Annotated in this window: 17 protein-coding genes and 1 pseudogene; 9 read left to right on the top strand and 9 right to left on the bottom strand. The window is 68.5% G+C overall.

Annotated features, from left to right (window positions below; translation table 11 throughout):
- Positions 1–47 precede the first annotated feature (47 nt).
- The 8 genes from mfd (at position 48) to AWB92_RS30635 (ending at position 9,587) form a co-directional block, all read left to right on the top strand.
- Positions 48–3,710, top strand: a complete 3,663-nt coding sequence (gene mfd, locus AWB92_RS19470) for a transcription-repair coupling factor (protein WP_085188561.1) — start codon at positions 48–50, stop codon at positions 3,708–3,710.
- Positions 3,707–4,753, top strand: coding sequence for a nucleoside triphosphate pyrophosphohydrolase (locus AWB92_RS19475; protein ID WP_085188563.1), 1,047 nt, complete (start codon positions 3,707–3,709; stop codon positions 4,751–4,753). The genes mfd and AWB92_RS19475 overlap by 4 nt, the downstream gene beginning before the upstream one ends.
- Positions 4,754–4,937: 184 nt before the next feature.
- A complete protein-coding gene (locus tag AWB92_RS19480) occupies positions 4,938–5,666 on the top strand; it encodes a lytic transglycosylase domain-containing protein (RefSeq protein WP_142282192.1) in 729 nt (242 codons plus the stop codon).
- Between the two features lie 44 nt (positions 5,667–5,710).
- Positions 5,711–7,000: a phosphopyruvate hydratase gene (gene eno / locus AWB92_RS19485; RefSeq protein WP_085188565.1), complete on the top strand. Its 1,290-nt coding sequence runs from the start codon at positions 5,711–5,713 to the stop codon at positions 6,998–7,000.
- Positions 7,001–7,011: 11 nt separating this feature from the next.
- Positions 7,012–7,632: a septum formation initiator family protein gene (locus AWB92_RS19490; protein WP_085188567.1), complete on the top strand. Its 621-nt coding sequence runs from the start codon at positions 7,012–7,014 to the stop codon at positions 7,630–7,632.
- Entirely contained in the window at positions 7,625–8,113 is a 489-nt protein-coding gene (locus AWB92_RS19495; protein ID WP_085188569.1) for a DUF501 domain-containing protein, read from the top strand. The genes AWB92_RS19490 and AWB92_RS19495 overlap by 8 nt, the downstream gene beginning before the upstream one ends.
- Positions 8,107–9,069, top strand: a complete 963-nt coding sequence (locus AWB92_RS19500; protein WP_142282184.1) for a Ppx/GppA phosphatase family protein — start codon at positions 8,107–8,109, stop codon at positions 9,067–9,069. The genes AWB92_RS19495 and AWB92_RS19500 overlap by 7 nt, the downstream gene beginning before the upstream one ends.
- Positions 9,070–9,248: 179 nt before the next feature.
- Complete coding sequence (locus tag AWB92_RS30635; RefSeq protein ID WP_085188572.1) at positions 9,249–9,587, top strand: hypothetical protein; 339 nt, start codon at positions 9,249–9,251, stop codon at positions 9,585–9,587.
- 105 nt (positions 9,588–9,692) lie between these two features.
- On the opposite strand, the gene AWB92_RS19510 is transcribed toward AWB92_RS30635, so the two are convergent.
- The 8 genes from AWB92_RS19510 to AWB92_RS19545 all read right to left on the bottom strand — a co-directional run bounded on the left by AWB92_RS19510 (position 9,693) and on the right by AWB92_RS19545 (position 20,465).
- Positions 9,693–10,373 (bottom strand): response regulator, encoded by a 681-nt coding sequence (locus AWB92_RS19510; RefSeq protein ID WP_085188574.1) that lies wholly within the window; start codon positions 10,371–10,373, stop codon positions 9,693–9,695.
- 73 nt (positions 10,374–10,446) lie between these two features.
- Entirely contained in the window at positions 10,447–13,014 is a 2,568-nt protein-coding gene (locus AWB92_RS19515; protein ID WP_085188576.1) for a sensor histidine kinase KdpD, read from the bottom strand.
- 11 nt (positions 13,015–13,025) lie between these two features.
- Positions 13,026–13,949 carry a potassium-transporting ATPase subunit C gene (locus tag AWB92_RS19520; protein ID WP_085188578.1) on the bottom strand — a complete coding sequence of 308 codons (924 nt, stop codon included), beginning with the start codon at positions 13,947–13,949 and terminating at the stop codon, positions 13,026–13,028.
- Between the two features lies 1 nt (position 13,950).
- Positions 13,951–16,101, bottom strand: a complete 2,151-nt coding sequence (kdpB, locus tag AWB92_RS19525) for a potassium-transporting ATPase subunit KdpB (protein WP_085188580.1) — start codon at positions 16,099–16,101, stop codon at positions 13,951–13,953.
- The gene (gene kdpA, locus AWB92_RS19530) at positions 16,101–17,771 is read right to left on the bottom strand and encodes a potassium-transporting ATPase subunit KdpA (protein WP_085188582.1); all 1,671 of its coding nucleotides are present in this window, start codon (positions 17,769–17,771) and stop codon (positions 16,101–16,103) included. The genes kdpB and kdpA overlap by 1 nt, the downstream gene beginning before the upstream one ends.
- Positions 17,771–17,860: a potassium-transporting ATPase subunit F gene (locus tag AWB92_RS29495; RefSeq protein ID WP_142282185.1), complete on the bottom strand. Its 90-nt coding sequence runs from the start codon at positions 17,858–17,860 to the stop codon at positions 17,771–17,773. The genes kdpA and AWB92_RS29495 overlap by 1 nt, the downstream gene beginning before the upstream one ends.
- 293 nt (positions 17,861–18,153) lie before the next feature.
- On the bottom strand, positions 18,154–19,695 hold the full coding sequence (locus AWB92_RS19540) for a HAMP domain-containing sensor histidine kinase (RefSeq protein WP_085188584.1): 1,542 nt from the start codon (positions 19,693–19,695) through the stop codon (positions 18,154–18,156).
- Positions 19,692–20,465 (bottom strand): response regulator transcription factor, encoded by a 774-nt coding sequence (locus tag AWB92_RS19545; protein WP_085188586.1) that lies wholly within the window; start codon positions 20,463–20,465, stop codon positions 19,692–19,694. The genes AWB92_RS19540 and AWB92_RS19545 overlap by 4 nt, the downstream gene beginning before the upstream one ends.
- Positions 20,466–21,170: 705 nt before the next feature.
- Here AWB92_RS19545 and AWB92_RS19550 point away from each other — a divergent pair.
- On the top strand, positions 21,171–22,100 hold the full coding sequence (locus AWB92_RS19550; RefSeq protein WP_085188589.1) for a PPE family protein: 930 nt from the start codon (positions 21,171–21,173) through the stop codon (positions 22,098–22,100).
- Positions 22,101–22,163: 63 nt separating this feature from the next.
- Here the strand turns inward: AWB92_RS19550 and AWB92_RS19555 are convergent.
- A pseudogene (locus tag AWB92_RS19555) lies at positions 22,164–22,316 on the bottom strand (type VII secretion protein EsxI); the annotation flags it as partial.

The raw sequence follows: 22,316 nt of genomic DNA on the forward strand, positions 1-22,316 counted from the left end.
CCGGGGCCAATATTGACGTCTTTATGCGCCCCTAGAATGGATTCATCATGACCGGACCGGGGCCTGCTCGCCCAGAAACCCCGATCGCGGGGCTCGTGGATCTGGCGCTGACGGCGCCGACGTTCCAGCAGTTGATCGACAGCGCGGCCGGCCGCCCGGCCGAGTTGAGCCTGGTCGGACCCGCCAGCGCCCGCCTATTCGTCGCCACCGCGCTGGCGCGGCTGGGGCCGCTGCTGGTCGTCACCGCGACCGGGCGGGAGGCCGACGACCTGACCGCCGAACTGCGCGGCGTCCTCGGCGACGCGGTGGCGGTCTTCCCGTCGTGGGAAACGCTGCCGCACGAACGGCTCTCGCCGGGCGTCGAGACCGTCGGCGCCCGAATGATGGTGCTGCGCCGGCTGTCTCACCCCGCCGACCCGCGGCTGGGGCCGCCCTTGCAGGTGGTGGTGACGGCGGTGCGCTCGGTGCTGCAGCCGATGACGCCACGGCTGGGCGCGGTGGAGCCGGTCACGCTCAGCGTCGGTCTGGAGGTCGCCTTCGAGGACGTCATCGCCCGGCTGGTGGAGCTGGCCTACACCCGGGTGGACATGGTCGGTCGGCGCGGCGAGTTCGCCGTGCGCGGCGGGATCCTCGACGTCTTCCCGCCGACCGCCGAACATCCGGTGCGCGTCGAGTTCTGGGGCGACGAGGTCAGCGAGATGCGGATGTTCGCCGTCGCCGACCAGCGCTCGATCCCCGAGATCGAGGTCGACACGGTCATCGCGGTGGCCTGTCGCGAGCTGCTGCTCACCGATGGCGTGCGGGAGCGGGCCGCCGCGCTCGCCGCCCGCCACTCCGGCGCCGAGCCCGCGATCACCGGCAGCGTCACCGACATGCTGGCCAAGCTGGGCGAGGGCATCACGGTCGACGGGATGGAGGCGCTGCTGCCGGTGCTGCGTCCCGGCGAACACGTGCTGCTGACCGACCAGCTGGCCGAGGGCACGCCGGTGCTGGTGTGTGACCCGGAGAAGGTGCGCACCCGGGCCGCCGACCTGATCAAGACGGGCAGCGAATTCCTCGAGGCGTCCTGGTCGGTGGCGGCGCTGGGGACGGACGCGCCCGTCGACCTGGAGCAGTTCGGCGGGTCGGGCTTCACCGAACTGGACGACGTGCGCGCCGCGGCGGCCCGGTCGGGTCACCCCTGGTGGACGCTGAGTCAACTCTCGGACGAGTCGGCCGTGGAGCTCGACGTCCGGACGGCGCCGTCGGCCCGCGGCCACCAACACGACATCGACGGCATCTTTGCGATGCTGCGCGCCCACGTCAGCACCGGCGGGCACGCCGCGGTGGTCGCGCCCGGCACCGGGACCGCCCACCGGGTGGTGGAGCGGCTTGCCGAGTCCGACACCCCCGCCGCCATGCTGGAGCCGGGCGCCGCCCCCAAAGCCGGTGTGGTCGGCGTGCTCAAGGGTCCGCTGCATGACGGCCTGATAATCCCGGGCGATCCCCCCAACCTGGTCGTCATCACCGAGACGGACCTGACCGGCAACCGGGCCACGGCCGCCGAGGGCAAGCGGCTGGCGGCCAAGCGGCGCAACACCGTCGACCCGCTGGCGCTGACGGCGGGGGACCTGGTGGTGCACGACCAGCACGGCATCGGGCGGTTCGTGGAGATGGTCGAGCGGACCGTCGGCGGCGCGCGGCGCGAATACCTGGTGCTCGAATACGCGTCGAGCAAGCGGGGCGGTGGTTCCGACAAGTTGTACGTCCCGATGGACTCGCTGGACCAGCTGTCACGCTACGTCGGCGGGCAGGCACCTGCGCTGAGCCGGCTCGGCGGCAGCGACTGGGCAAACACCAAGACCAAGGCGCGCCGCGCGGTGCGCGAGATCGCCGGCGAGCTGGTGGCCCTCTACGCCAAACGGCAGGCCAGCGCCGGACACGCGTTCGGGCCGGACACCCCCTGGCAGGCCGAGATGGAGGACGCGTTCGGGTTCACCGAGACCGTCGACCAGCTCACCGCGATCACCGAGGTCAAGGCCGACATGGAGAAGCCGATCCCGATGGACCGGGTGATCTGTGGCGACGTCGGCTACGGGAAGACCGAGATCGCGGTGCGGGCGGCGTTCAAGGCGGTTCAGGACGGCAAGCAGGTCGCCGTGCTGGTCCCCACCACGCTGCTCGCCGACCAGCACCTGCAGACGTTCACCGACCGGATGGCCGACTTCCCGGTGACCGTCAAGGGGCTGTCCCGGTTCACCGACGCCGCCGAGTCCCGCGCCGTCATCGAGGGCCTGGCCGACGGGACGGTCGACATCGTGATCGGCACGCACCGGCTGCTGCAGACCGGGGTGCGCTGGAAGGACCTGGGCCTGGTCGTCGTCGACGAGGAGCAGCGGTTCGGCGTCGAGCACAAGGAGCACATCAAGTCGCTGCGCACCCACGTCGACGTGCTGACCATGAGCGCCACCCCGATCCCGCGCACGCTGGAGATGAGCCTGGCCGGGATCCGGGAAATGTCGACGATCCTGACCCCGCCCGAGGAGCGCTACCCGGTGCTGACCTACGTCGGCCCGCAGGACGACAAGCAGGTCGCGGCCGCCCTGCGGCGCGAGCTGCTGCGCGACGGCCAGGCGTTCTACGTGCACAACCGGGTGAGCTCCATCGACCGGGCCGCGGCCCGCGTGCGCGAGCTGGTGCCCGAGGCGCGCGTCGTCGTCGCGCACGGGCAGATGCCCGAGGAGCGGCTGGAACGCACCGTGCAGGGCTTCTGGAACCGCGAATACGACATCCTGGTGTGCACCACGATCGTGGAGACCGGGCTGGACATCTCCAACGCCAACACGCTGATCGTCGAGCGTGCCGACACCTTCGGGCTGTCCCAGCTGCACCAGCTGCGCGGCCGGGTCGGGCGCAGCCGCGAGCGCGGTTACGCCTACTTCCTCTATCCGCCGCACGCGCCGCTGACCGAGACGGCGTACGACCGGTTGGCGACCATCGCGCAGAACAACGAGCTGGGTGCCGGTATGGCCGTCGCGCTGAAGGACCTCGAAATCCGCGGCGCCGGCAACGTCCTGGGCGTCGAGCAGTCCGGCCACGTCGCCGGGGTCGGCTTCGACCTGTACGTGCGGCTCGTCGGCGAGGCGGTGGAGGCGTACCGGGCCGCCGCCGACGGCGAAACGGTCACCACGCCCGAGGAGCCCAAGGACGTCCGGATCGACCTGCCGGTGGACGCGCACCTGCCGCCGGACTACATCGCCAGCGATCGGCTGCGCCTCGAGGGCTACCGGCGGCTCGCCGCCGCTGCTGACGACGCCGCCGTCAGCGCCGTGGTCGAGGAGCTCATCGACCGCTACGGCGCGCTGCCCGAGCCCGCCGAGCGGCTGGTGGCCGTCGCGCGGTTGCGGCTGCTGTGCCGCGCCGCCGGCATCACCGAGGTGTCGGCCCCGTCGGCGTCGACCGTGCGGCTGTCGCCGGTGACGCTGCTGGATTCGGCGCAGGTGCGGCTCAAGCGGATGTATCCGGCGGCGCACTACCGCGCCACGACGTCCACCGTCCAGGTGCCCATTCCGCGGGCCGGCGGTGTCGGCGCGCCCCGCCTCCGCGACGTCGAGTTGCTGCAGATGGTGGCCAACCTCGTGACGGCGCTGCAGGGAAAGCCACAGGTGGAGGTTGGTATAACGGGGTCACAGCCAGCACCGGTGTCCGGGGAGGAGCGACAGGCGAGATGATCGTCGTCTTGTTCGACCCCCGCCGTCCGTCGCTGGTGCCGGTCGAGGCAATCGAGCACCTCGCCGGCGAGGTGCAGTACACCGAGGAGATGCCGGTCGCGGTGCCCTGGTCGCTGCCCGCCGCGCGGCCCGTGCACTCCGGGGATGACGCGCCGGTGCTGCTGTCATCCGATCCCGACCACCCCGCCGTCGTCGCCCGGTTGGCCGCCGGGGCCCGCCTGATCTCGGCGCCGGACACGCCGCGCGGCGAGCGCCTGGTCGACGCCGTCGCGATGATGGACAAGCTGCGCACCGCGGGGCCCTGGGAGAGTGAGCAAACTCACGACTCGCTGCGCAGGTTCCTGCTCGAGGAGACCTACGAGCTGCTGGACGCGGTGGGCAGCGGCAACGCCGACCTGCTGCGCGAGGAACTCGGCGACGTGTTGCTGCAGGTGCTCTTTCACGCTCGCATCGCCGAGGACGCGCCGCAGCTGCCGTTCACGATCGACGATGTCGCCGTCACCCTGATGCGCAAGCTCGGCAATCGGGTCCCGGGAGTGCTTGCGGGACAGTCGATTTCGCTTGAAGAGCAGTTGGCGCAGTGGGAGGAGCGCAAGGCCGCCGAGAAGTCCCGGAATTCAGTGATGGACGACGTTCACACCGGTCAACCGGCATTGGCGTTGGCGCAGAAGGTGATTCAACGCGCCGAGAAGGCGGGGCTGCCCGCCGACCTGATCCCGGCCGAAATCACCTCGGTCTCCGTGTCGGCCGATGTCGACGCGGAAAGCGCGCTTCGCACGGCCGTTTTGGAGTTCGTCGACACCGTCCGCGGTGTGGAGAGGTCGATCGTCGCCAGCCGCCGCGGCGACAGCGTGCCGGTCGAGCTGGATGTGGCGCCGCTGGGCGAAGTGACCGAGGAGGAGTGGCGTGCGCACTGGCCGTCCGCCTCGCTGGCCGTCGACGGCGAGCCGTTGGGCGAGGCGGTCGCCGAGCCGGAGGTGGACGACGGTGCCCGGCCGAAGACGTCGGAGGGTGGCTCCAAGAAGCGTCGGGGCCGGAAGTAGGTCGGTCCCGTGTGTCGCCGTCACCCGGCCGTAGTTGCTGGTAGCAAACGCCAAATTGCCTGACGATCGACGCCGCATCGGGGGGCGCGGGGCCGTAATCGACGGGGTACGGCCGAATCGCGTGGGACGATGGTCGTGGTCGAGTTTGTGTAGGGAAAGTCCAGGGGAGTTTCAGAGGGGCATGGTGTCGCCGAGGCGTTGGTTGCGGGCGGTCGCCGTGATCGGTGCGACCGCCATGATCCTCGCCTCCAGCTGCACCTGGCAGTTGAGCTTGTTCATCCCGGAAGGGGTGCCGCCGCCGGCGGGGGATCCGGTGCCGCCGGTCGACACTCACCTGAGCGGGCGGCCCGCGGATCAGTTGCGCCAGTGGGCCGAGCAACGGTCGGCGGCGTTGGAGATTCCCGTCGTCGCGCTGGAGGCCTACGCGTACGCCGCGCGCGTCGCCGAGGTGGAGAACCCCAAGTGCCACATCGCATGGACCACGCTGGCCGGCATCGGGCAGGTCGAAAGCCACCACGGCACCTACCGGGGCGCGACGCTGTCGCCGAATGGTGACGTGAGCCCCCCCATTCGGGGCGTTCGCCTGGACGGCACCGGGGGCACGCTGCGCATCGTCGACAGCGAGGACGGCGCGGAGGGCGAGGCCGGGGTGGTGCGCGCCATGGGGCCGATGCAGTTCATCCCGGAGACGTGGCGGCTGTACGGGGTGGACGCGCACAACGACGGCGTCGTCAGCCCCGACAACATCGACGACGCGGCGCTCGCGGCGGCGGGTTACCTGTGTTGGCGTGGAAAAGATCTCGCCACACCGCGGGGGTGGATCACCGCGCTGCGGGCCTACAACAACTCCGGTGTCTATGCGCGGGCGGTGCGGGACTGGGCGACCGCTTATGCGGCGCATCACCCGCTGTAGCAGGATGTATCGCTGACGGCGCCAGCGACGACAAGGAGAACCCAGTGCCGATTATCGAGCAGGTGGGGGCCCGCGAGATCCTCGATTCCCGCGGCAACCCGACGGTCGAGGTCGAGATAGCTCTGATGGACGGGACGTTCGCCCGCGCGGCGGTGCCGTCCGGCGCGTCGACCGGCGAACACGAGGCCGTCGAGTTGCGTGACGGCGGTGAGCGTTACGGCGGCAAGGGCGTGCGAAAGGCCGTGCAGGCCGTGCTTGACGAGATCGGTCCCGCCGTGATCGGCCTGGCCGCCGACGACCAGCGGCTGGTCGACCAGGCTCTGGTGGACCTCGACGGCACCCCCGACAAGTCGCGGCTGGGCGGCAACGCGATCCTGGGCGTCTCGCTGGCGGTCGCCAAGGCGGCCGCCGATTCCGCCGAGTTGCCGCTGTTCCGCTACATCGGCGGCCCGAACGCGCACATTTTGCCCGTGCCGATGATGAACATCCTCAACGGCGGCGCCCACGCCGACACCGGCGTCGACATCCAGGAGTTCATGGTCGCGCCCCTGGGCGCGCCCAGCTTCGCGGAGGCGCTGCGATGGGGCGCCGAGGTCTACCACTCGCTCAAGTCGGTGTTGAAGAAGGAGGGGCTCTCCACCGGACTCGGCGACGAGGGCGGGTTCGCCCCCGACGTCGCGGGCACCACCGCGGCGCTGGATCTGATCGGCCGCGCCATCGAGTCGGCAGGTTTCAAACTCGGGACCGACGTCGCGCTGGCCCTCGACGCGGCGGCCACCGAGTTCTACGCCGACGGCACCGGCTACACCTTCGAGGGCAGCGCGCGCACCGCCGAACAGATGGCCGAGTTCTACGCCGGCCTGCTCGGCTCCTATCCGCTGGTGTCCATCGAAGACCCGCTCTCCGAAGACGATTGGGATGGTTGGGCGGCCCTGACCGCGTCGATCGGGGACCGGGTGCAGATCGTCGGCGACGACATCTTCGTCACCAACCCCGAGCGCCTCGAAGAGGGCATCGAAAAGGGCGTGGCAAACGCGTTGCTGGTCAAGGTGAATCAGATCGGCACGCTCACCGAGACGCTCGACGCGGTCGCGCTGGCCCACCACAGCGGCTACCGCACGATGATGAGCCACCGCAGCGGCGAAACGGAGGACACCACCATCGCCGACCTGGCGGTGGCCGTCGGCAGCGGCCAGATCAAGACCGGCGCGCCCGCCCGCAGCGAGCGCGTGGCCAAATACAATCAACTGTTGCGGATCGAGGAAGCCCTCGGCGACGCGGCACGCTACGCCGGTGATCTGGCCTTCCCGCGGTTCGCCCTGGAGCAGAAGTAGGTTGAAATAGCTTGACGCCCAAGCCCGATCCGAAACGTCGCTCCCCGGCATCGCGCCCGGGGAAGGCCGGCGATTCGGTTCGGCGCCGTCGAGCCGCCAAGCCCTCCGCGCCGCCGCAGAGGACGGTGCAGGAGCGTGTCGTCGAGCCCATCAAGCGCCAGGCAGCCGAGTCCGTCGAACAACGCTCCGAGCAGCGGCTCGGGTTCACCGCTCGACGGGCGGCGGTGCTGGCCGCGGTGATCTGCGTGCTGACGCTGACCATCGCCGGCCCGGTGCGCACCTACTTCGCGCAGCGCACCGAGATGAATCAGCTGGCCGCGAGCGAAGCCGCGCTGCGCCGCCAGATCGCCGACCTCGAGCAGAAGAAGGTCAAGCTCGGCGACCCGGCATACATTGCGGCGCAGGCGCGCGAGCGCCTCGGTTTCGTGATGCCCGGCGACATTCCGTTCCAGGTTCAGCTTCCGCCGACGGCGGCGGCGTCCCCGCAGCCCGGCGCCGACGCGGCGAAACCGGCGAACAACAACCCGTGGTACACCTCGCTGTGGCACACCATCGCCGACGCGCCCCACCTGCCGCCGGCCGCCCCGCCGCCACCGGAGGCCCCGCCGAACCCCATCGCTCCCGGTGGTTGATCGTGCCGATCTGGAGGCGGTGGCGCGCCAGCTCGGCCGCGAGCCGCGCGGGGTGCTCGAGATCGCCTACCGTTGTCCCAACGGCGAACCCGGCGTGGTGAAGACCGCACCGAAACTGCCTGACGGCACGCCCTTTCCGACGTTGTACTACCTGACCCACCCGGTGCTGACCGCGGCGGCGAGCCGACTCGAGACGACGGGATTGATGCGCGAGATGACCGAGCGGTTGCGGACCGATGCTGAGCTGGCGGCCGCGTATCGGCGGGCCCACGAATCGTATCTGGCCGAGCGTGACGCGATCGAACCGCTGGGCACGACGTTTTCCGGCGGCGGGATGCCGGATCGGGTCAAGTGCCTGCACGTGCTGATCGCGCACTCGCTGGCCAAGGGCCCCGGAGTGAATCCGCTTGGGGACGAGGCGTTGTCGGTGCTGGCCGACGACCCGGCGATGGACGGCGTCTTGGTAGCGGGGCAGTGGTGAGCCGGCTCGCCGCGATCGATTGCGGGACCAACTCGATCCGGTTGCTGATCGCCGATGCGCGCGACGGCCGGCTGGACGACGTGCATCGCGAGACGCGAATCGTGCGGCTGGGGCAGGGCGTCGACGCGACGGGGGAGTTCGCCCCCGACGCGATCGCACGCACCCGCGCCGCCCTGACCGACTATGCGTCGCTACTGAAGGCGCACGGCGTCGAGCGAGTGCGGATGGTGGCGACGTCGGCGGCCCGCGATGTCGCCAATCGCGATGTGTTCTTTGCGATGACGGCCGAGGTGCTGGGTGCGGTGTTGCCCGGCGCGGTGGCCGAGGTGATTAGCGGCGCGGAGGAGGCGTCGCTTTCCTTCCACGGTGCTGTCGGCGAATTGGACAGCGCTGCCGCGCCTTTCGTCGTCGTCGACCTGGGCGGCGGCTCCACCGAGATCGTGTTCGGCAGCGAGCGGGTGGTGGCCGCCCACTCGGCCGACATCGGATGCGTCCGGCTGACCGAGCGCTGCCTGCACTCCGACCCGCCCACGTCCGACGAGGTAGCGACCGCCCGAGAGGTGGTGCGCGAGCGGCTGGACGTCGCGTTGGGCGTGGTGGATGTCGAAGGGGCGCGGACGTGGGTCGGGCTGGCCGGCACGATGACGACGCTGTCCGCGTTGGCGCACAACATGACGGCGTATGACTCTGCGGCCATTCATCTTTCACGCGTGCCGGGCAGTGATCTGCTGGCGGTGTGCGAGCGGCTGATCGGGATGACGCGCTCCCAGCGCGCCGCGCTGCCGCCGATGCACGAGGGTAGGGCCGATGTGATCGGCGGCGGTGCGATCGTGGTAGAGGAGTTGGCGCGCGAGCTGCGCGCCCGCGCCGGCATCGACGAGTTGATCGTGAGCGAACACGACATCCTGGACGGCATCGTGCTGTCGATCGCCGCTGAGTCACATGGGCCCCATTAGTACCCGCGCGGAGGCGGCACCCTTTGTGCCCGCCTCATAGCGACAAATTCTGCCGTCGCGATCGATCGCCGGGTGAGTCACATCCGCCCCATTAGTACCCGCGCGGAGGGGGCACCCTTTGTGCCCGCCTCAAAGCGACAACTTGAGCCGTTGTCGTACGGGTATGCGACCCTGGGGCAATGAACCTTCGAGGAATCGAACTGCGCTACGTGCTCGCGATGCATCTCGCTCATAATGGGCGGGCAACGGTCGCCGAAATGCTCCATGCGCTTGAAGCGCAAGGCTTTTGCGTCCCCGGGAGGGCATCGAAAGTCATTTCGGATGCTCTGCGTTGGGAGACGGAGCGGGACAGGGTGCGCCGGCTTCGGCGCGGGTTGTACGGGCCGGGTTATATCCCGCGCTCGACCGAACACCGAATACATCAACGGGTGCTCGCGTTGCGTGCGGCGGCCAAGTGTCGCTCTGAGGCGGGCACAAAGGGTGCCGCCCCCGACCAGATGCCAGTGTGGCGTATGTGACCTAGCCGGGAATCGTTGTGACTTGAGGGCTTTCGGTGTGCGCGCAGGGCGGCGAAATCGCGAAATTTCCGCCACCGATACACACGCGACGCCGTGGCTGCACACTCACGCCTCGAAACGGTAGCCCATTCCCGATTCGGTCAGCAGGTGCTTGGGATGCGACGGGTCGTCCTCGAGTTTGCGCCGTAGCTGCGCCAGATACACGCGCAGGTAATGGGTCTCGGTGGCATACGCCGGGCCCCACACCTCCTTCAGCAACTCCTCGCGGCCCACCAGCTTGCCGCGATTGCGCACCAGCACCTCGAGCATGCCCCATTCGGTCGGCGTGAGATGCACCTCGGCGCCGTCCTTGGTGACCTTCTTGGCGGCCAGATCGACGGTGAACGCGTCGGTTTCGATGACGGGCTCGTCGGTCTCCGACGCCGCCGCGTTGCGACGGACCGCGGCGCGCAACCGCGCCAGGAACTCATCCATCCCAAAGGGTTTCGTCACGTAGTCGTCGGCGCCGGCGTCGAGGGCCTCGACCTTGTCCGACGAATCGGTGCGCGCCGACAACACGATCACCGGCGCCGAGAGCCAGCCGCGCAGGCCCCCCAGCACCTCGATGCCGGAGATGTCGGGCAGGCCGAGGTCCAAAATCACGACATCGGGTTTGTGCTCGGCGGCCGCGCGCAGCGCCCCGGCGCCGGTCGACGCGGTGATCACCTCGTAACCCCGCACGGACAGGTTGATGCGCAACGCACGCAGGATCTGCGGCTCGTCGTCGATCACCAACACCCGGGTCATCGGCGCCGCTCTCCCCCGCAAGCGGGAGGTGCCCCCGCCTCATCGCTTCGCTCTGCATCGTCGCTGGCGCGGGTCATAGCGCACCGAAATCCTGCGGCGCAGCCAGATCCACCACGACGGTGAGCCCCCCGCCCGGGGTATCACCGGCCGAGATCGTGCCGCCCATCGCCTCCACGAAGCCGCGGGCCACCGACATTCCGAGTCCGACGCCGGTGGTGTTGTCGTGATCACCCAGCCGCTGGAAGGCTTCGAAGATTTGGTCCTCGGTGCCCTTCGGGATTCCGGGGCCTTCGTCGATGACGTTGATCAGGACGCGATCACCGACTCGGCCAGCGTTGACCCGAACCACGCAGTTGGGCGCATAGCGCAACGCGTTGTCGATCAGGTTCGCAAGCACCCGTTCCAGCAGCCCGGCGTCGGCCATCACCACGGCATCGCCCACGTCGACCTTGACGCGATCGATCGCCGATCGGTAAAACCCGGTGGCGCCCTTGCCGATACTGACCAGCGCGCGTTGCACCGCTTCCTCCAGATACACCCGGCGTAGGTCCGGGTGGATTACCCCGGCGGCCAGACGCGAGGAATCGAGCAGGTTTCCCACCAACGCGGTCAGTTGGTCTATGGACTCCTCGATGGTGGCCAGCAATTCCGCCGTGTCTTCGGGGGAGAAGGCGACGTCCTCGGCGCGCAGGCTGGACACGGCGACCTTGGCCGCCGCCAGCGGCGTGCGCAGGTCGTGGCTGACAGCCGACAGCAGGGAGCGCCGCAGCTCGTCGGCCCGCACGATCGCCTCCGTCTGGCTCGCTTCCTCGGCCAGCTCGCGCTGCTTGATCAAACCGGCAGCCTGCTTGGCCACGGCGCTGAGCACCCGGCGATCGCGGGTGGACAGCTTCTTGCCGGCCATCAGCATCCAGAACTCGTCGTCGCCGACCTCGATCGCGGTGTCGGCGGAATCAACGCTCACGCAAGGATCTTTGCCCACGCACGCGACGATGTAGCTCTTCTTTCCCGCTGCGCGCTCTTCCTCGCTGGGCTCGCGCAGCATGCTGACGGCCTGCTGTGAATAGGTCTCCCGCACGCGCTCCAGCAGCGTCTCGAGATCCGCGCCGCGCAGCACCGACCCGGCGAACAGCGTCAGCAGCTCGGCCTCTTGGGAGGCGCGCCGGGCCTCCCGGGTGCGTTTGGTCGCGCCGTCGACGAGGACGGCGACGGCGACGGCGATCATCAACAGCACCAATTCCGTGATGGCGCTGTTGGGTTCGGCGATGGTGAAGCTGTGTCGTGGTGGGATCAGGTAGTAGTTCAGCAACAGCCCGGACAGCACGGCCGAGAGCGCCGCCGGGGCAACGCCTCCCAACAGCCCCACCAGCAGCACCCCGACGAAGAACAGTGCACTCTCGCCGGCGTTGTTCAGGTACGGGTCGAGCAGCGTCACCGAGACCGCACAGACGGCCGACGGCACGATGACGGCTGCCAGCCACGATGCGACGCGTCGCTCGCGGGGCACGAGCGACGCGAAGTGGAGGCCGCGCGTGGATTCCTCGTGCGTGACCATGTGCACGTCGATCTTCCCGGACCGCTCGACGATCGTCGGGCCGATGCCCTCCTCGAAGATGCGCGCCCACCGGGGCCGCCGCGACGTGCCGATGACCAGCTGGGTGGCGTTGTTCTCACGCGCGAAATCGAGTAGTGCCGTGGGCACGTCGTCACCGACCACGGTGTGCAGTGACGCGTCCAGGCTGTTCGCCAACTCGCGGATCTTGCCCATCCTGCGCTCCGACACGCCGGCCAGGCCGTCACCTCGGATAACGTGCACCACCATCAGCTCGGCGCTGGACTTCGACGCGATCCGCGACGCCCGCCGCACCAACGTCTCCGATTCCGCGCCACCGGTCACCGCCACCACGACCCGCTCGCGCGCCTCCCACATGTCGGTGATCTTGTTTTCCGCGCGGTACTTGGCCAGCGCGGTGTCGACCTGGTCGGCCAGCCACAGCAACGCCAATTCCCGCAGCGCCGTGAGGTTTCCGGCGCGGAAGTAGTTCGACAGCGCCGCGTCGATCCGCGCCGGGGCGTAGACGTTGCCGTGGGATAGCCTGCGGCGCAACGCCTCCGGGGTAATGTCGATCAATTCGACCTGCGAAGCCTGGCGCACGATCGAATCCGGGATGGTTTCCTGCTGCTCGATGCCGGTGATCTGGGCGACGACGTCGTTGAGGCTCTCCAGATGCTGGATGTTGACCGTGGAGATCACCGTGATCCCGGCGTCGAGCAGTTCCTCGACGTCCTGCCAACGCTTTTCGTTCTTGCTGCCCGGTGTGTTGGTGTGGGCGAGTTCGTCGACCAGGACCACCTGGGGATGGCGGGCCAACACGGCCGGCACGTCGAGCTCCGGGAACCGACTGCCGCGATAGTCGACGTAGTGCGGCGGGATGATCTCGATACCGTCAAGCAGCTCGGCGGTTTTCGCCCGCCCGTGGGTCTCGACCACCGCCGCCACCAGGTCGGTGCCGCGTTCCAAGCGCCGGTGCGCCTCACCGAGCATCGCAAACGTCTTGCCTACACCCGGTGCCGCGCCGAGGTAGATGCGTAGCTCGCCGCGCTTGGGATGGTGGTCGGTCGCGCTCACGTCAACCATCATCCCCCTCCGCGCTAGCCGTTAGCCGGAAATCGGTGGTCGAGCGCCAGGTTGAGCTCCAGCACGTTGACCGTCGGCTCGCCCAAAAACCCGAGGTCGCGGCCGCTGCGGTACTGCGCCAGCACCCCGCGGATCTGATCGGGGCTGACGTGTCGGGCCTTTGCCACCCGGGCGACCTGGATGTCGGCGTAGGCCGGCGAGATGTTCGGGTCCAGGCCGCTGCCGCTGGCGGTGACCGCGTCGGCGGGGACGGCCGGGTTGGCGGGCGCAGCCCCGCGGATGGGCACGATCTGGCCGATCGTGTAGTCGTCACCGTATTTTGCGCACTCGACCCGCACGCCCTCGTACATCGTCAGGAATGGGGCCGAAGTCGACTGGCACGGCTCGTTGAGGCTCACCACGCGGGTCGGGTGGAGGACGTTTCCGCGGGCGTCGCGGGGTCCGATCACGGACAGCACCGCGCCCACGCCGCCGCCCGTGCAGAACGGGCGGGACCCGTCCACCCCCTCCAGCTGACCGATCGCGGTGCTGCGCGTGCACACCTGCGTCAGCAGGCTGGGCTTGAAGCCCGCATCCGACGCGGATTTCCCGGCCGTCAGCAGCGCCGGATCCGCGGGCGTGTCGACGATGCTCTCCGGACCGAGGTTGCTCGCGCTGGTGTTCAGCGGGTCGTAGCCGGTGCCGGCGGCCGAGGGACGACTCTGGAAGTACTGCGGCAGCGCGTTCCCGTCCTTGTCCGTGAACAGCTGGCCGATCAGCCGGCTCCCGACGGTCTTGCCGTTGGCGGTGAGGATCGAGCCGTCGGCCTTGTCGTGCAGGCCCGGGAGCTGCGCCACCAGCCAGACGAACGCCGGGTAGGCGAGGCCGGTGATGACGGTCAGCACCAGCAGCGCGCGGAAGGCCGCCCAGTGCATGCGGACGAAACTGGAGAACTTCATGTCAGGACATCCCGGGGACGAATTGGACGATGAGGTCGATTGCCTTGATCCCGATGAACGGGGCAACGATGCCGCCGAGCCCGTAAACATAGAGGTTGCGGCTCAACAGCTTTGACGCGCTGCTCGGCGTGTAGCGCACGCCGCGCAGCGACAGCGGGATCAGCATGACGATGATGATGGCGTTGAAGATCACCGCGGACAGGATCGCGGACTGGGGGCTGTGCAGCCGCATGATGTTGATCATGTCCAGCCCGGGGAACAGCGCGACGAACATCGCGGGGATGATCGCGAAGTACTTCGCGATGTCGTTGGCGATGGAGAACGTGGTGAGCGCGCCGCGGGTGATCAGCAGCTGCTTGCCGATCTCGACGATCTCGATGAGCTTGGTCGGGTCGGAGTCGAGGTCGACCATGTTGCCGGCCTCTTTGGCCGCCGAGGTCCCGGTGTTCATCGCCACGCCGACGTCGGCCTGAGCCAGGGCCGGCGCGTCGTTGGTCCCGTCGCCGGTCATCGCGACCAGCTTGCCGCCCTCCTGCTCACGCTTGATCAGCGCCAGCTTGTCCTCCGGCGTGGCCTCCGCGAGGAAGTCGTCGACACCCGCCTCGTCGGCAATCGCCTTGGCCGTCAACGGGTTATCACCGGTGATCATGACGGTGCGGATGCCCATCTTGCGCATCTCGTCGAAGCGCTCGCGCATGCCCTGCTTGACGACGTCCTTGAGGTGAATGACGCCGAGCACCGTCGCATCGCCGTTGAGGCACTCACCGACAACCAGGGGGGTGCCGCCGCCGGCGGAGATGCCGTCGACGATCTCGCCGAGTTGCGTGGGCACCTTACCGCCTTGTGCGCGTACCCATTCGGCGACGGAGCTGGCCGCACCCTTGCGGAGCTGGTGCCCGTCCAGGTCGACCCCGGACATCCGCGTCGTGGCGGAGAACTCCACCCAATGGGCGTGCGCGAGTTCGCCCGGAGCGCGCTCGCGCAGCCCGAAGTGTTGCTTGGCGAACACGACGATGGAGCGTCCCTCCGGCGTTTCGTCGGCGAGGCTGGACAATTGCGCGGCGTCGGCGAGTTGTTCGTTGGTGACGCCGTCGAGTGGGACGAATGCGCCGGCCTGCCGGTTGCCCAGGGTGATGGTGCCCGTCTTGTCGAGCAGCAGCGTGTTGACGTCGCCGGCGGCCTCCACCGCGCGCCCGGACATGGCGAGCACGTTGCGCTGCACCAGCCGGTCCATCCCGGCGATGCCGATGGCCGACAACAGCGCGCCGATCGTGGTGGGGATCAGGCACACCAACAGCGACACCATCACGATCCCGGTGACGCCACTTGCGTTGAGCGCCTGGGTGTCCGGGACGCCCGGGTTGTTCGCCTTGGAGTAGATCGCCAGCGGCTGCAGGGTCGCGACTGCGAAGACGAAGATGATCGTCAACGCGGCCAGCAGGATGTTCAGCGCGATCTCGTTGGGGGTCTTCTGCCGGTTGGCGCCCTCGACGAGCGCGATCATCCGGTCGATGAAGCTTTCGCCCGGCTTCTGGGTGATCTTCACGACGATGCGGTCGCTCAGCACGGTGGTGCCTCCGGTGACCGCGGACCGGTCGCCCCCGGACTCGCGGATCACCGGCGCCGACTCGCCGGTGATCGCCGATTCGTCCACCGACGCAATGCCTTCCACGACGTCACCGTCGCCCGGGATCACCTGTCCGGCCTCGACCACGACGATGTCGCCCTGCTGCAACAACGGCGCCGCGACCTCTTCCTCGACCCCGGGGCCGCCGGGTGTCCAGTTCTTGAGGCGCCGGGCCAGCGTCTGGGTTTTGGCTCGGCGCAGCGTTTCCGCCTGGGCCTTGCCGCGACCCTCGGCCACCGCCTCCGCGAGATTGGCGAACAGCACGGTCAGCCACAGCCAAATGACAATTAGCCACGCGAACCAGGTTTCGTTGATGACCGCCAGCACGGTGCTCCAGGCGGCGCCGATTTCGACGATGAGCATCACCGGGTTGCGCCACAGGGTGCGCGGGTCGAGCTTGCGCAGGGCGTCCGGCATCGAGCGCCACAGCATCTTCGGGTCGAGCAGGCCGCCCTGGACCCGCTTCTTCTCGGTGGGAGTCGCGGGCTGCGTCTGCTCGGACGGATCGACGGCGGTCGCGGTCATCAGTGGATTCCTTCGGCGAGAGGCCCGAGCGCGAGCATGGGCAGGAAAGTGAGGGCAACGAGGATCACCGTGACGCCGGCGACCATTCCGACGAACTGCGGGCGATGGGTGGGCAGGGTGCCCGCCGATTCGGGCGTGTGGCCCTGTTTGGCGAGCGAACCGGCCAGCGCCAGGACGAGCACCATCGGGAGGAACCGTCCGAAGACCATCGCCAGTCCGAGCGCGGTGTTGTACCAGTTGGTGTTTACGCTGATCCCGGCGAACGCGGAGCCGTTGTTGTTCGCGGCGGAGGTGAACGCGTACAGCACCTCCGACAGCCCGTGCGGGCCGGTGTTGAGCATCCCGGCGCGTTCGCCGGGTAGCGCAATCGCGACCGCGGTCCCGGTCAGCACGATCAGCGGGGTGACCAGGAAATAGCTTGCGGCCAGCTTGATTTCGCGTGGGTTGATCTTCTTGCCGAGGTATTCCGGGGTGCGCCCCACCATCAGTCCGGCAACGAAAACGGTGATCACCGCCAGGATCAGCATGCCGTACAGGCCCGAGCCGGTGCCGCCGGGAGCGACCTCGCCGAGCTGCATGTTGAACAGCGCCATCATCCCGCCGAGGCTGGTGTAGGAGTCGTGGAAAGAGTCGACGGCGCCGGTCGAGGTGAGCGTCGTGGAGTCGGCGAACACCGCCGAGTTGGCGACGCCGAACCGCTGCTCGGCGCCTTCCATGGCCGCGCCGACCGCGGTCGGCACCGTGCCGTGGTGCTGCAGCTGGAACCACATCATGAAGAACACGCTGAACGCGTACAGGCTCGCCATCACCGAGGCGATCGCGTAGCCCTGCTTGGTGCTGCCCGCCATGCGCCCGAACGTGCGCGGCAGCGAGAAGCTGATCACCAGCAGCAGGAAGGTCTCCAGCCAGTTGCTCCACGTCGTCGGGTTCTCGAACGGGTGTGCGGAGTTCGCGTTGTAGAAGCCGCCGCCGTTGGTTCCGAGCTCCTTGATCGCCTCCTGGCTGGCCACCGGGCCGCCGGTGATCGTCTGCTGGGCGCCGCCGAGCGTGGTGGCGACCTGGTCGTGCAGGTGGAAATTCTGGATCGCGCCGCCCGCGACGAGCACGATCGCGGCGATGATCGAAATGGGCAACAGGATGCGAAGCACCGTGCGCACCAGGTCGACCCAGAAGTTCCCCAGGTCGCCGGTGCGCTTGCGGGCAAAGCCGCGCACCAGCGCGATCGCCACCGCCATGCCGACGGCGGCCGAGACGAAGTTCTGCACCGCCAGCCCGGCCATCTGCACCAGGTGGCCCTGCGTCGACTCGCCGGAATACGCCTGCCAGTTGGTGTTGGTGACGAAGCTGACCGCGGTGTTCCACGCCAGCGCGGGCGTCATCTTGGTGGCCGGATCGTGCAGGTGCAACGGCAGTTTGTCCTGCACGAGCTGGAACGCGAAAAGGAAGAGGATGCTGATCGACGAGAACGCCAGGACGCTGCGGGCGTAGGCCCCCCACGTCTGCTCCGAGCGCGAATCGACGCCGATTGCACGGTAGATGAGGCGCTCGACGGAGGAGTCCTTCTCCGACGTGTACACGCGGTACATGTAGTCGCCGAACGGCACATGCACTACCACCAGCGCCACGACGAGGAAGGCGAGGAAGATCAGCCCCGCGGTTGTCGCGCTCACTAGAACCTCTCCGGGAACAGCAGGGCGACCCCGAGGTACAGCGCAAGGACGACGGAAAGCCCCAAGCCGACAACGTTTTCGTAGTTCACAGCCGCTCGACCAGCTTCTGCGTCAGGCCGAGGAGGGAAAACACCCCGATCGTCAGCAAGACGTAGACCAACACGCCCATCTTGTCTCCGTTCCGCGCTTAGAAAACCTCAACGAGTGTCCTCGGAGGCAAGGTCAACTCGAAACTAAACGGGGGCGGTGCGCAAGGGCCGTTTGGTTGACGCTTTCCTAACGGCGCCGTAGTGCACCTTTACGGTTCATTAACGGCCGTCGCCCGCCATATTTCGCCGACCCTGTAAATCTGCAGACAAATTGCGAGTAAGGGCCTGCAGGATTACAGGCTCGACGTGCCGTTGGCCACCGGATCGTCGATCATCGGCAGCCGGACCCGGAAAACGGTTCGGCCGTGCGCGGATTCGGCGGTCACCGAGCCGTGGTGGGCCTTGACGATCGAACTCACGATCGCCAGGCCCAGCCCGATGCCCGAACCGTTGGACCGGGCCGTGTCGGCGCGCGCGAACCGCTCGAACAGCCGGGGGAGGAGATCCGCGTCGATACCGGGGCCGTCGTCGACGACGGTCAGTTCGACGTAGGGCGGTTCCGTGCCGCGGCGCCGGCAGGTGATACCGGTGGTCACCGTCACGCCCGGCGGCGTGTGTACCCGCGCATTGCTGAGCAGGTTGCTGACCAGTTGGTGTAGCCGGGCGTGATCACCGCGAACCCAAACCGGTTCGTCGGGAAGGTCTTTGACCCACGTGTGGGTCGGCGCCGCGACCGCCGCGTCGTTCACCGCGTTGACGACGAGGTCCGCCAGGTCGACGTCCTGGGTCTGCAGGTCTTGGCCCTCGCCCAGGCGCGAGAGCAGTAGCAGCTCGTCGACGAGCACCGCCATGCGCCGCGCCTCCGACTCGATGCGGGCGAGCGCGTATTCGGTGGTGGGCGGCAGCGCCGAGCTGTCCTGGCGGGTCAGCTCGGCGTATCCCTGAATCGCGGCCAGCGGGGTCCGCAACTCGTGGCTGGCGTCGGTGATGAATTGCCGCATCCGCAGGTCCGAGTCGGCGCGATGCGCCAACGCGCTATCCACGTTGTCCAACAGGCGGTTCAGCGTGTGCCCGACGATTCCCACCTCGTTGTCGGGATCGGTGTCGTTGGGCTGCGCCCTGACGCTGATCCGGTGGTCGCCGTCGGTCAGCGGCATGGCGGCGACTTCGGCGGCGGTGGCGGCGAGCCGGCGCAGCGGGCGAAGGGTGATGCCGACCACCCAGATGGTCAGCCCAGCGGTGACCGCGAGGGCCGCCGCGACAAGCGCCGTGGTGGTGATGTTCTTGCGCGCGATGATCTTGTTGGCCCGGGCTTGCGATACCCCGACGACCAGGAGGTCGGATCCGTAGGCCCGGCTGTCGACCCGATAGGAACCGAGGCTGCCCAGCCTCTCGGTGCGCGGCGGGGCGTCGTCGGGCCAGGGCTGAGACTCGATGGCGTGCACCGCGTCGGCGGGCGCGGGCCGCGCCTCGGCTTCGGAAAAGACCGCGGAGCCGATCACCGCGCCGTCGTGGAGTACGGCAATGACGTTTCCGGGCGTTTGATCGGTGAACTCCAGCATCGCCTGCGCGAGCGGCTGGGCGCCGCGATCCTTCGAACCGTGGTCGCCGTTTCGGTATCGCGTGTACGAATTGCTCAGCGCGTCAAGGGATTGGGCGACGTCGGCGTCGCTCATCGCCGTGACGTAGCCGCGCAGGCTCAGCACCGAGACGACGCCGACCGTCACCAGTACCACGCTGACGACGGCCAGCACGCCCAAAAGCAACTGGCGGCGCAACGAATGGGGCAGCCACCGCGGAAGGTCCCTGGACTTGGTGTTCGGCTCGCCGGTCATTCGGGCGGTCGCAGCATGTACCCAACGCCGCGGACGGTTTGGATCATGGGCTCCCTGCCGGAGTCGATCTTCTTTCTCAGGTACGAGATGTACAGATCCACGATGCTGGTGCGGCCGGCGAAGTCGTAATTCCAGACGCGGTCCAGTATTTCGGTCCGGCTCAACGCGCGGCGGGGATTACGCATCAGGAAGCGAAGCAATTCGAACTCGGTCGACGAAAGCGAAATCTGGGTGCCGCCGCGGGTGACCTCCCGGCTCGCGGTGTCCATGTGCAGGTCGCCGATTTTCAAGGTCTCGGCCGCCGGCGGGGTGAGCTGCGTGGAGCGGCGTAGCAACCCGCGCAGCCGAGCGACCAACTCCTCGAGGCTGAACGGCTTGGTCATGTAGTCGTCGGCGCCGGCGGTGAGGCCCGTGACACGGTCCATCACCGAATCGCGGGCGGTGAGGAACAGCGTGGGGGTGTAGGCGTCGGATTCACGGATCCGCTGCAGTATCCGCAGCCCATCCACGTCCGGAAGCATGATGTCGAGCACCAGCACGTCGGGGTTGACGCTCTCGAACTTCGCGATGGCCTCCCGGCCGTTGTGGGCGATGTCGACGACCCAGCCCTCGTAGTGCAGCGCCATCTTCACCAAGTTGGTCAGCGCGGGCTCGTCGTCCACCAGCAAAACCCGGATCGGCGAACCATCGGCACGATAGATGCGGGGCAGCTGCCCCAGAATGGCCTGGCGTGGCCGCTGGCTGCTCGCATATCCGGACATCACAGTCATGTTCCTACATTCTGGCAACTGCACATTTGGTTGTCACGAGCTTCATAGAGTTCTCAAATAATCGGGAGGCGCGTGGCTTACGGCGGGCGCCGCCCAACCATCTGTGTTATATCTGTTTGATCGGTAAAACCGAGAAGAGTGGAATTTTCCAAAAATGCTGGCATGCAGGATTGTTGGATCGAAAATGCAAAACCAATTCGCTAGGTAGCAATCCAAATCTATTCGCCGAGAACGGATTTCATTGACCATAAGACGCCGCGCGTTTGCCGCCGCCGCCGAATTTCGAAACGCTCGCGCGACGGGGAAGGGCGTCGGCGTCCCGATTTGCGTTACCGAGAAGTTACGTGAGGTTACGAAATGCGGTAGCGCCGAATGAGTCTCGCGACGGTTCTTTCGCCCACACCATCGGAATCGACGTCGGCGACCGCCGATGACGGCCCGGGCGTCGGTTGCCCCAGCCCGGCGACGGCCACGGCGGAGCAGGCCGATCCGACGGCTACCGTGGGGTGGCGGCCTGGCGCCGACGCCCGGGCGTTCGCCGGCGCCCCTCGGCACGGTCGCCGCCCCTGTCTGGTGGGGCGTCGCGCGGGCCTTGCCGCCCCGCGACGGGTTGTCGACCACGACGACGCTGCGGGGCCGCGAGCGCAGCGACGCCACCCGCGCGCGGCAAGGCCAGCAAACCCGTGCGCGAGGCGGGGCTAGGCGATGGACTTTGGCGCGCTGCCACCGGAGATCAACTCGGGCCGGATGTATTCGGGCCTCGGGCCCGGCACCCTGCTGGCCGCGTCCGAGGGCTGGGCGTCGCTGGCCGCCGAGCTGACCGACGCCGCGAGCGGCTACCAGGCGGTGATCGCGGCCCTGATCGACGAGCCGTGGCTGGGGCCGGCGTCGGCGTCGATGGCGGCCGCGGTGACGCCCTACCTGTCGTGGATGACCGCCACGGCGGCGCGGTGCGCGCAGGCGGCCGTGCACGCCACTGCCGCCGCGGCCGCCTTCGAAACCGCGCACGCGATGACCGTGCCACCGCCGCTGATCGCGGCCAACCGGGCTCAGCTGATCGCGTTGACGGCGACCAACGTCTTCGGGCAGAACACGCCGGCGATCATGGCCACCGAGGCCGCGTACGGCGAGATGTGGGCCCAGGACGCGGCGGCGATGTACAACTACGCCGCAAATTCGGCTTCGGCATCGGCCTTTTCGGCGTTCGCGTCACCGCCCCAAACGACCAATTCCGGCGGCATTGCCCAGCCGACCGCGGCCCGGCTGATCTCCTCGGTGCCGCGGGCCCTGCAGACCCTCGCGACCACGCGCACCCGAGCGGCGCTGCCCCCCGGCGTGACCTCGCTGCTGGCGCAGAGCTCGACGAGCCTGGGCATCGAAACCCTCGAGTTCGACGCCGGGCTCGGCCGGGCGGCCTCGCTCGGCACGCTGTCGGTGCCGCCGAGTTGGGCCGATGAGGTGTCGTCGGTCATCCCGCCACCCGCTCTGGACGCCAACGTCATGCCGGGCGGGTGGGGGGCGGCACCGTCGCCCACGGCCACCGCGGGGTTTGCCAAGACCGCTGGCCCGCGCAACGGCCGGTCGCGAGTCGGCCTGCGCTCCAAGATAATTCCGCGTTCACCGGTCGCCGGATAGCCCGGCGGACAAAGAACGGGGCCGCACACCGGTTGGTGTGCGGCCCCGCTTTGAAGCTGCAAGTCAGGCCCAGCTGGACCCGACGGCGCTGTCCGTGCTGGACATGTTGCTGCCCGCCGTCTGCACCTTCTGGCCGTGCGCGTTGGCCTGCTCGTAAATCACCTGGAAGTTACGACCCAACTGGGTGATGAACTCCTGGCAGGCCACCGAACCGGC

Source organism: Mycobacterium sp. IEC1808 (genome assembly GCF_002101935.1).
Taxonomy (GTDB): Bacteria; Actinomycetota; Actinomycetes; order Mycobacteriales; family Mycobacteriaceae; genus Mycobacterium.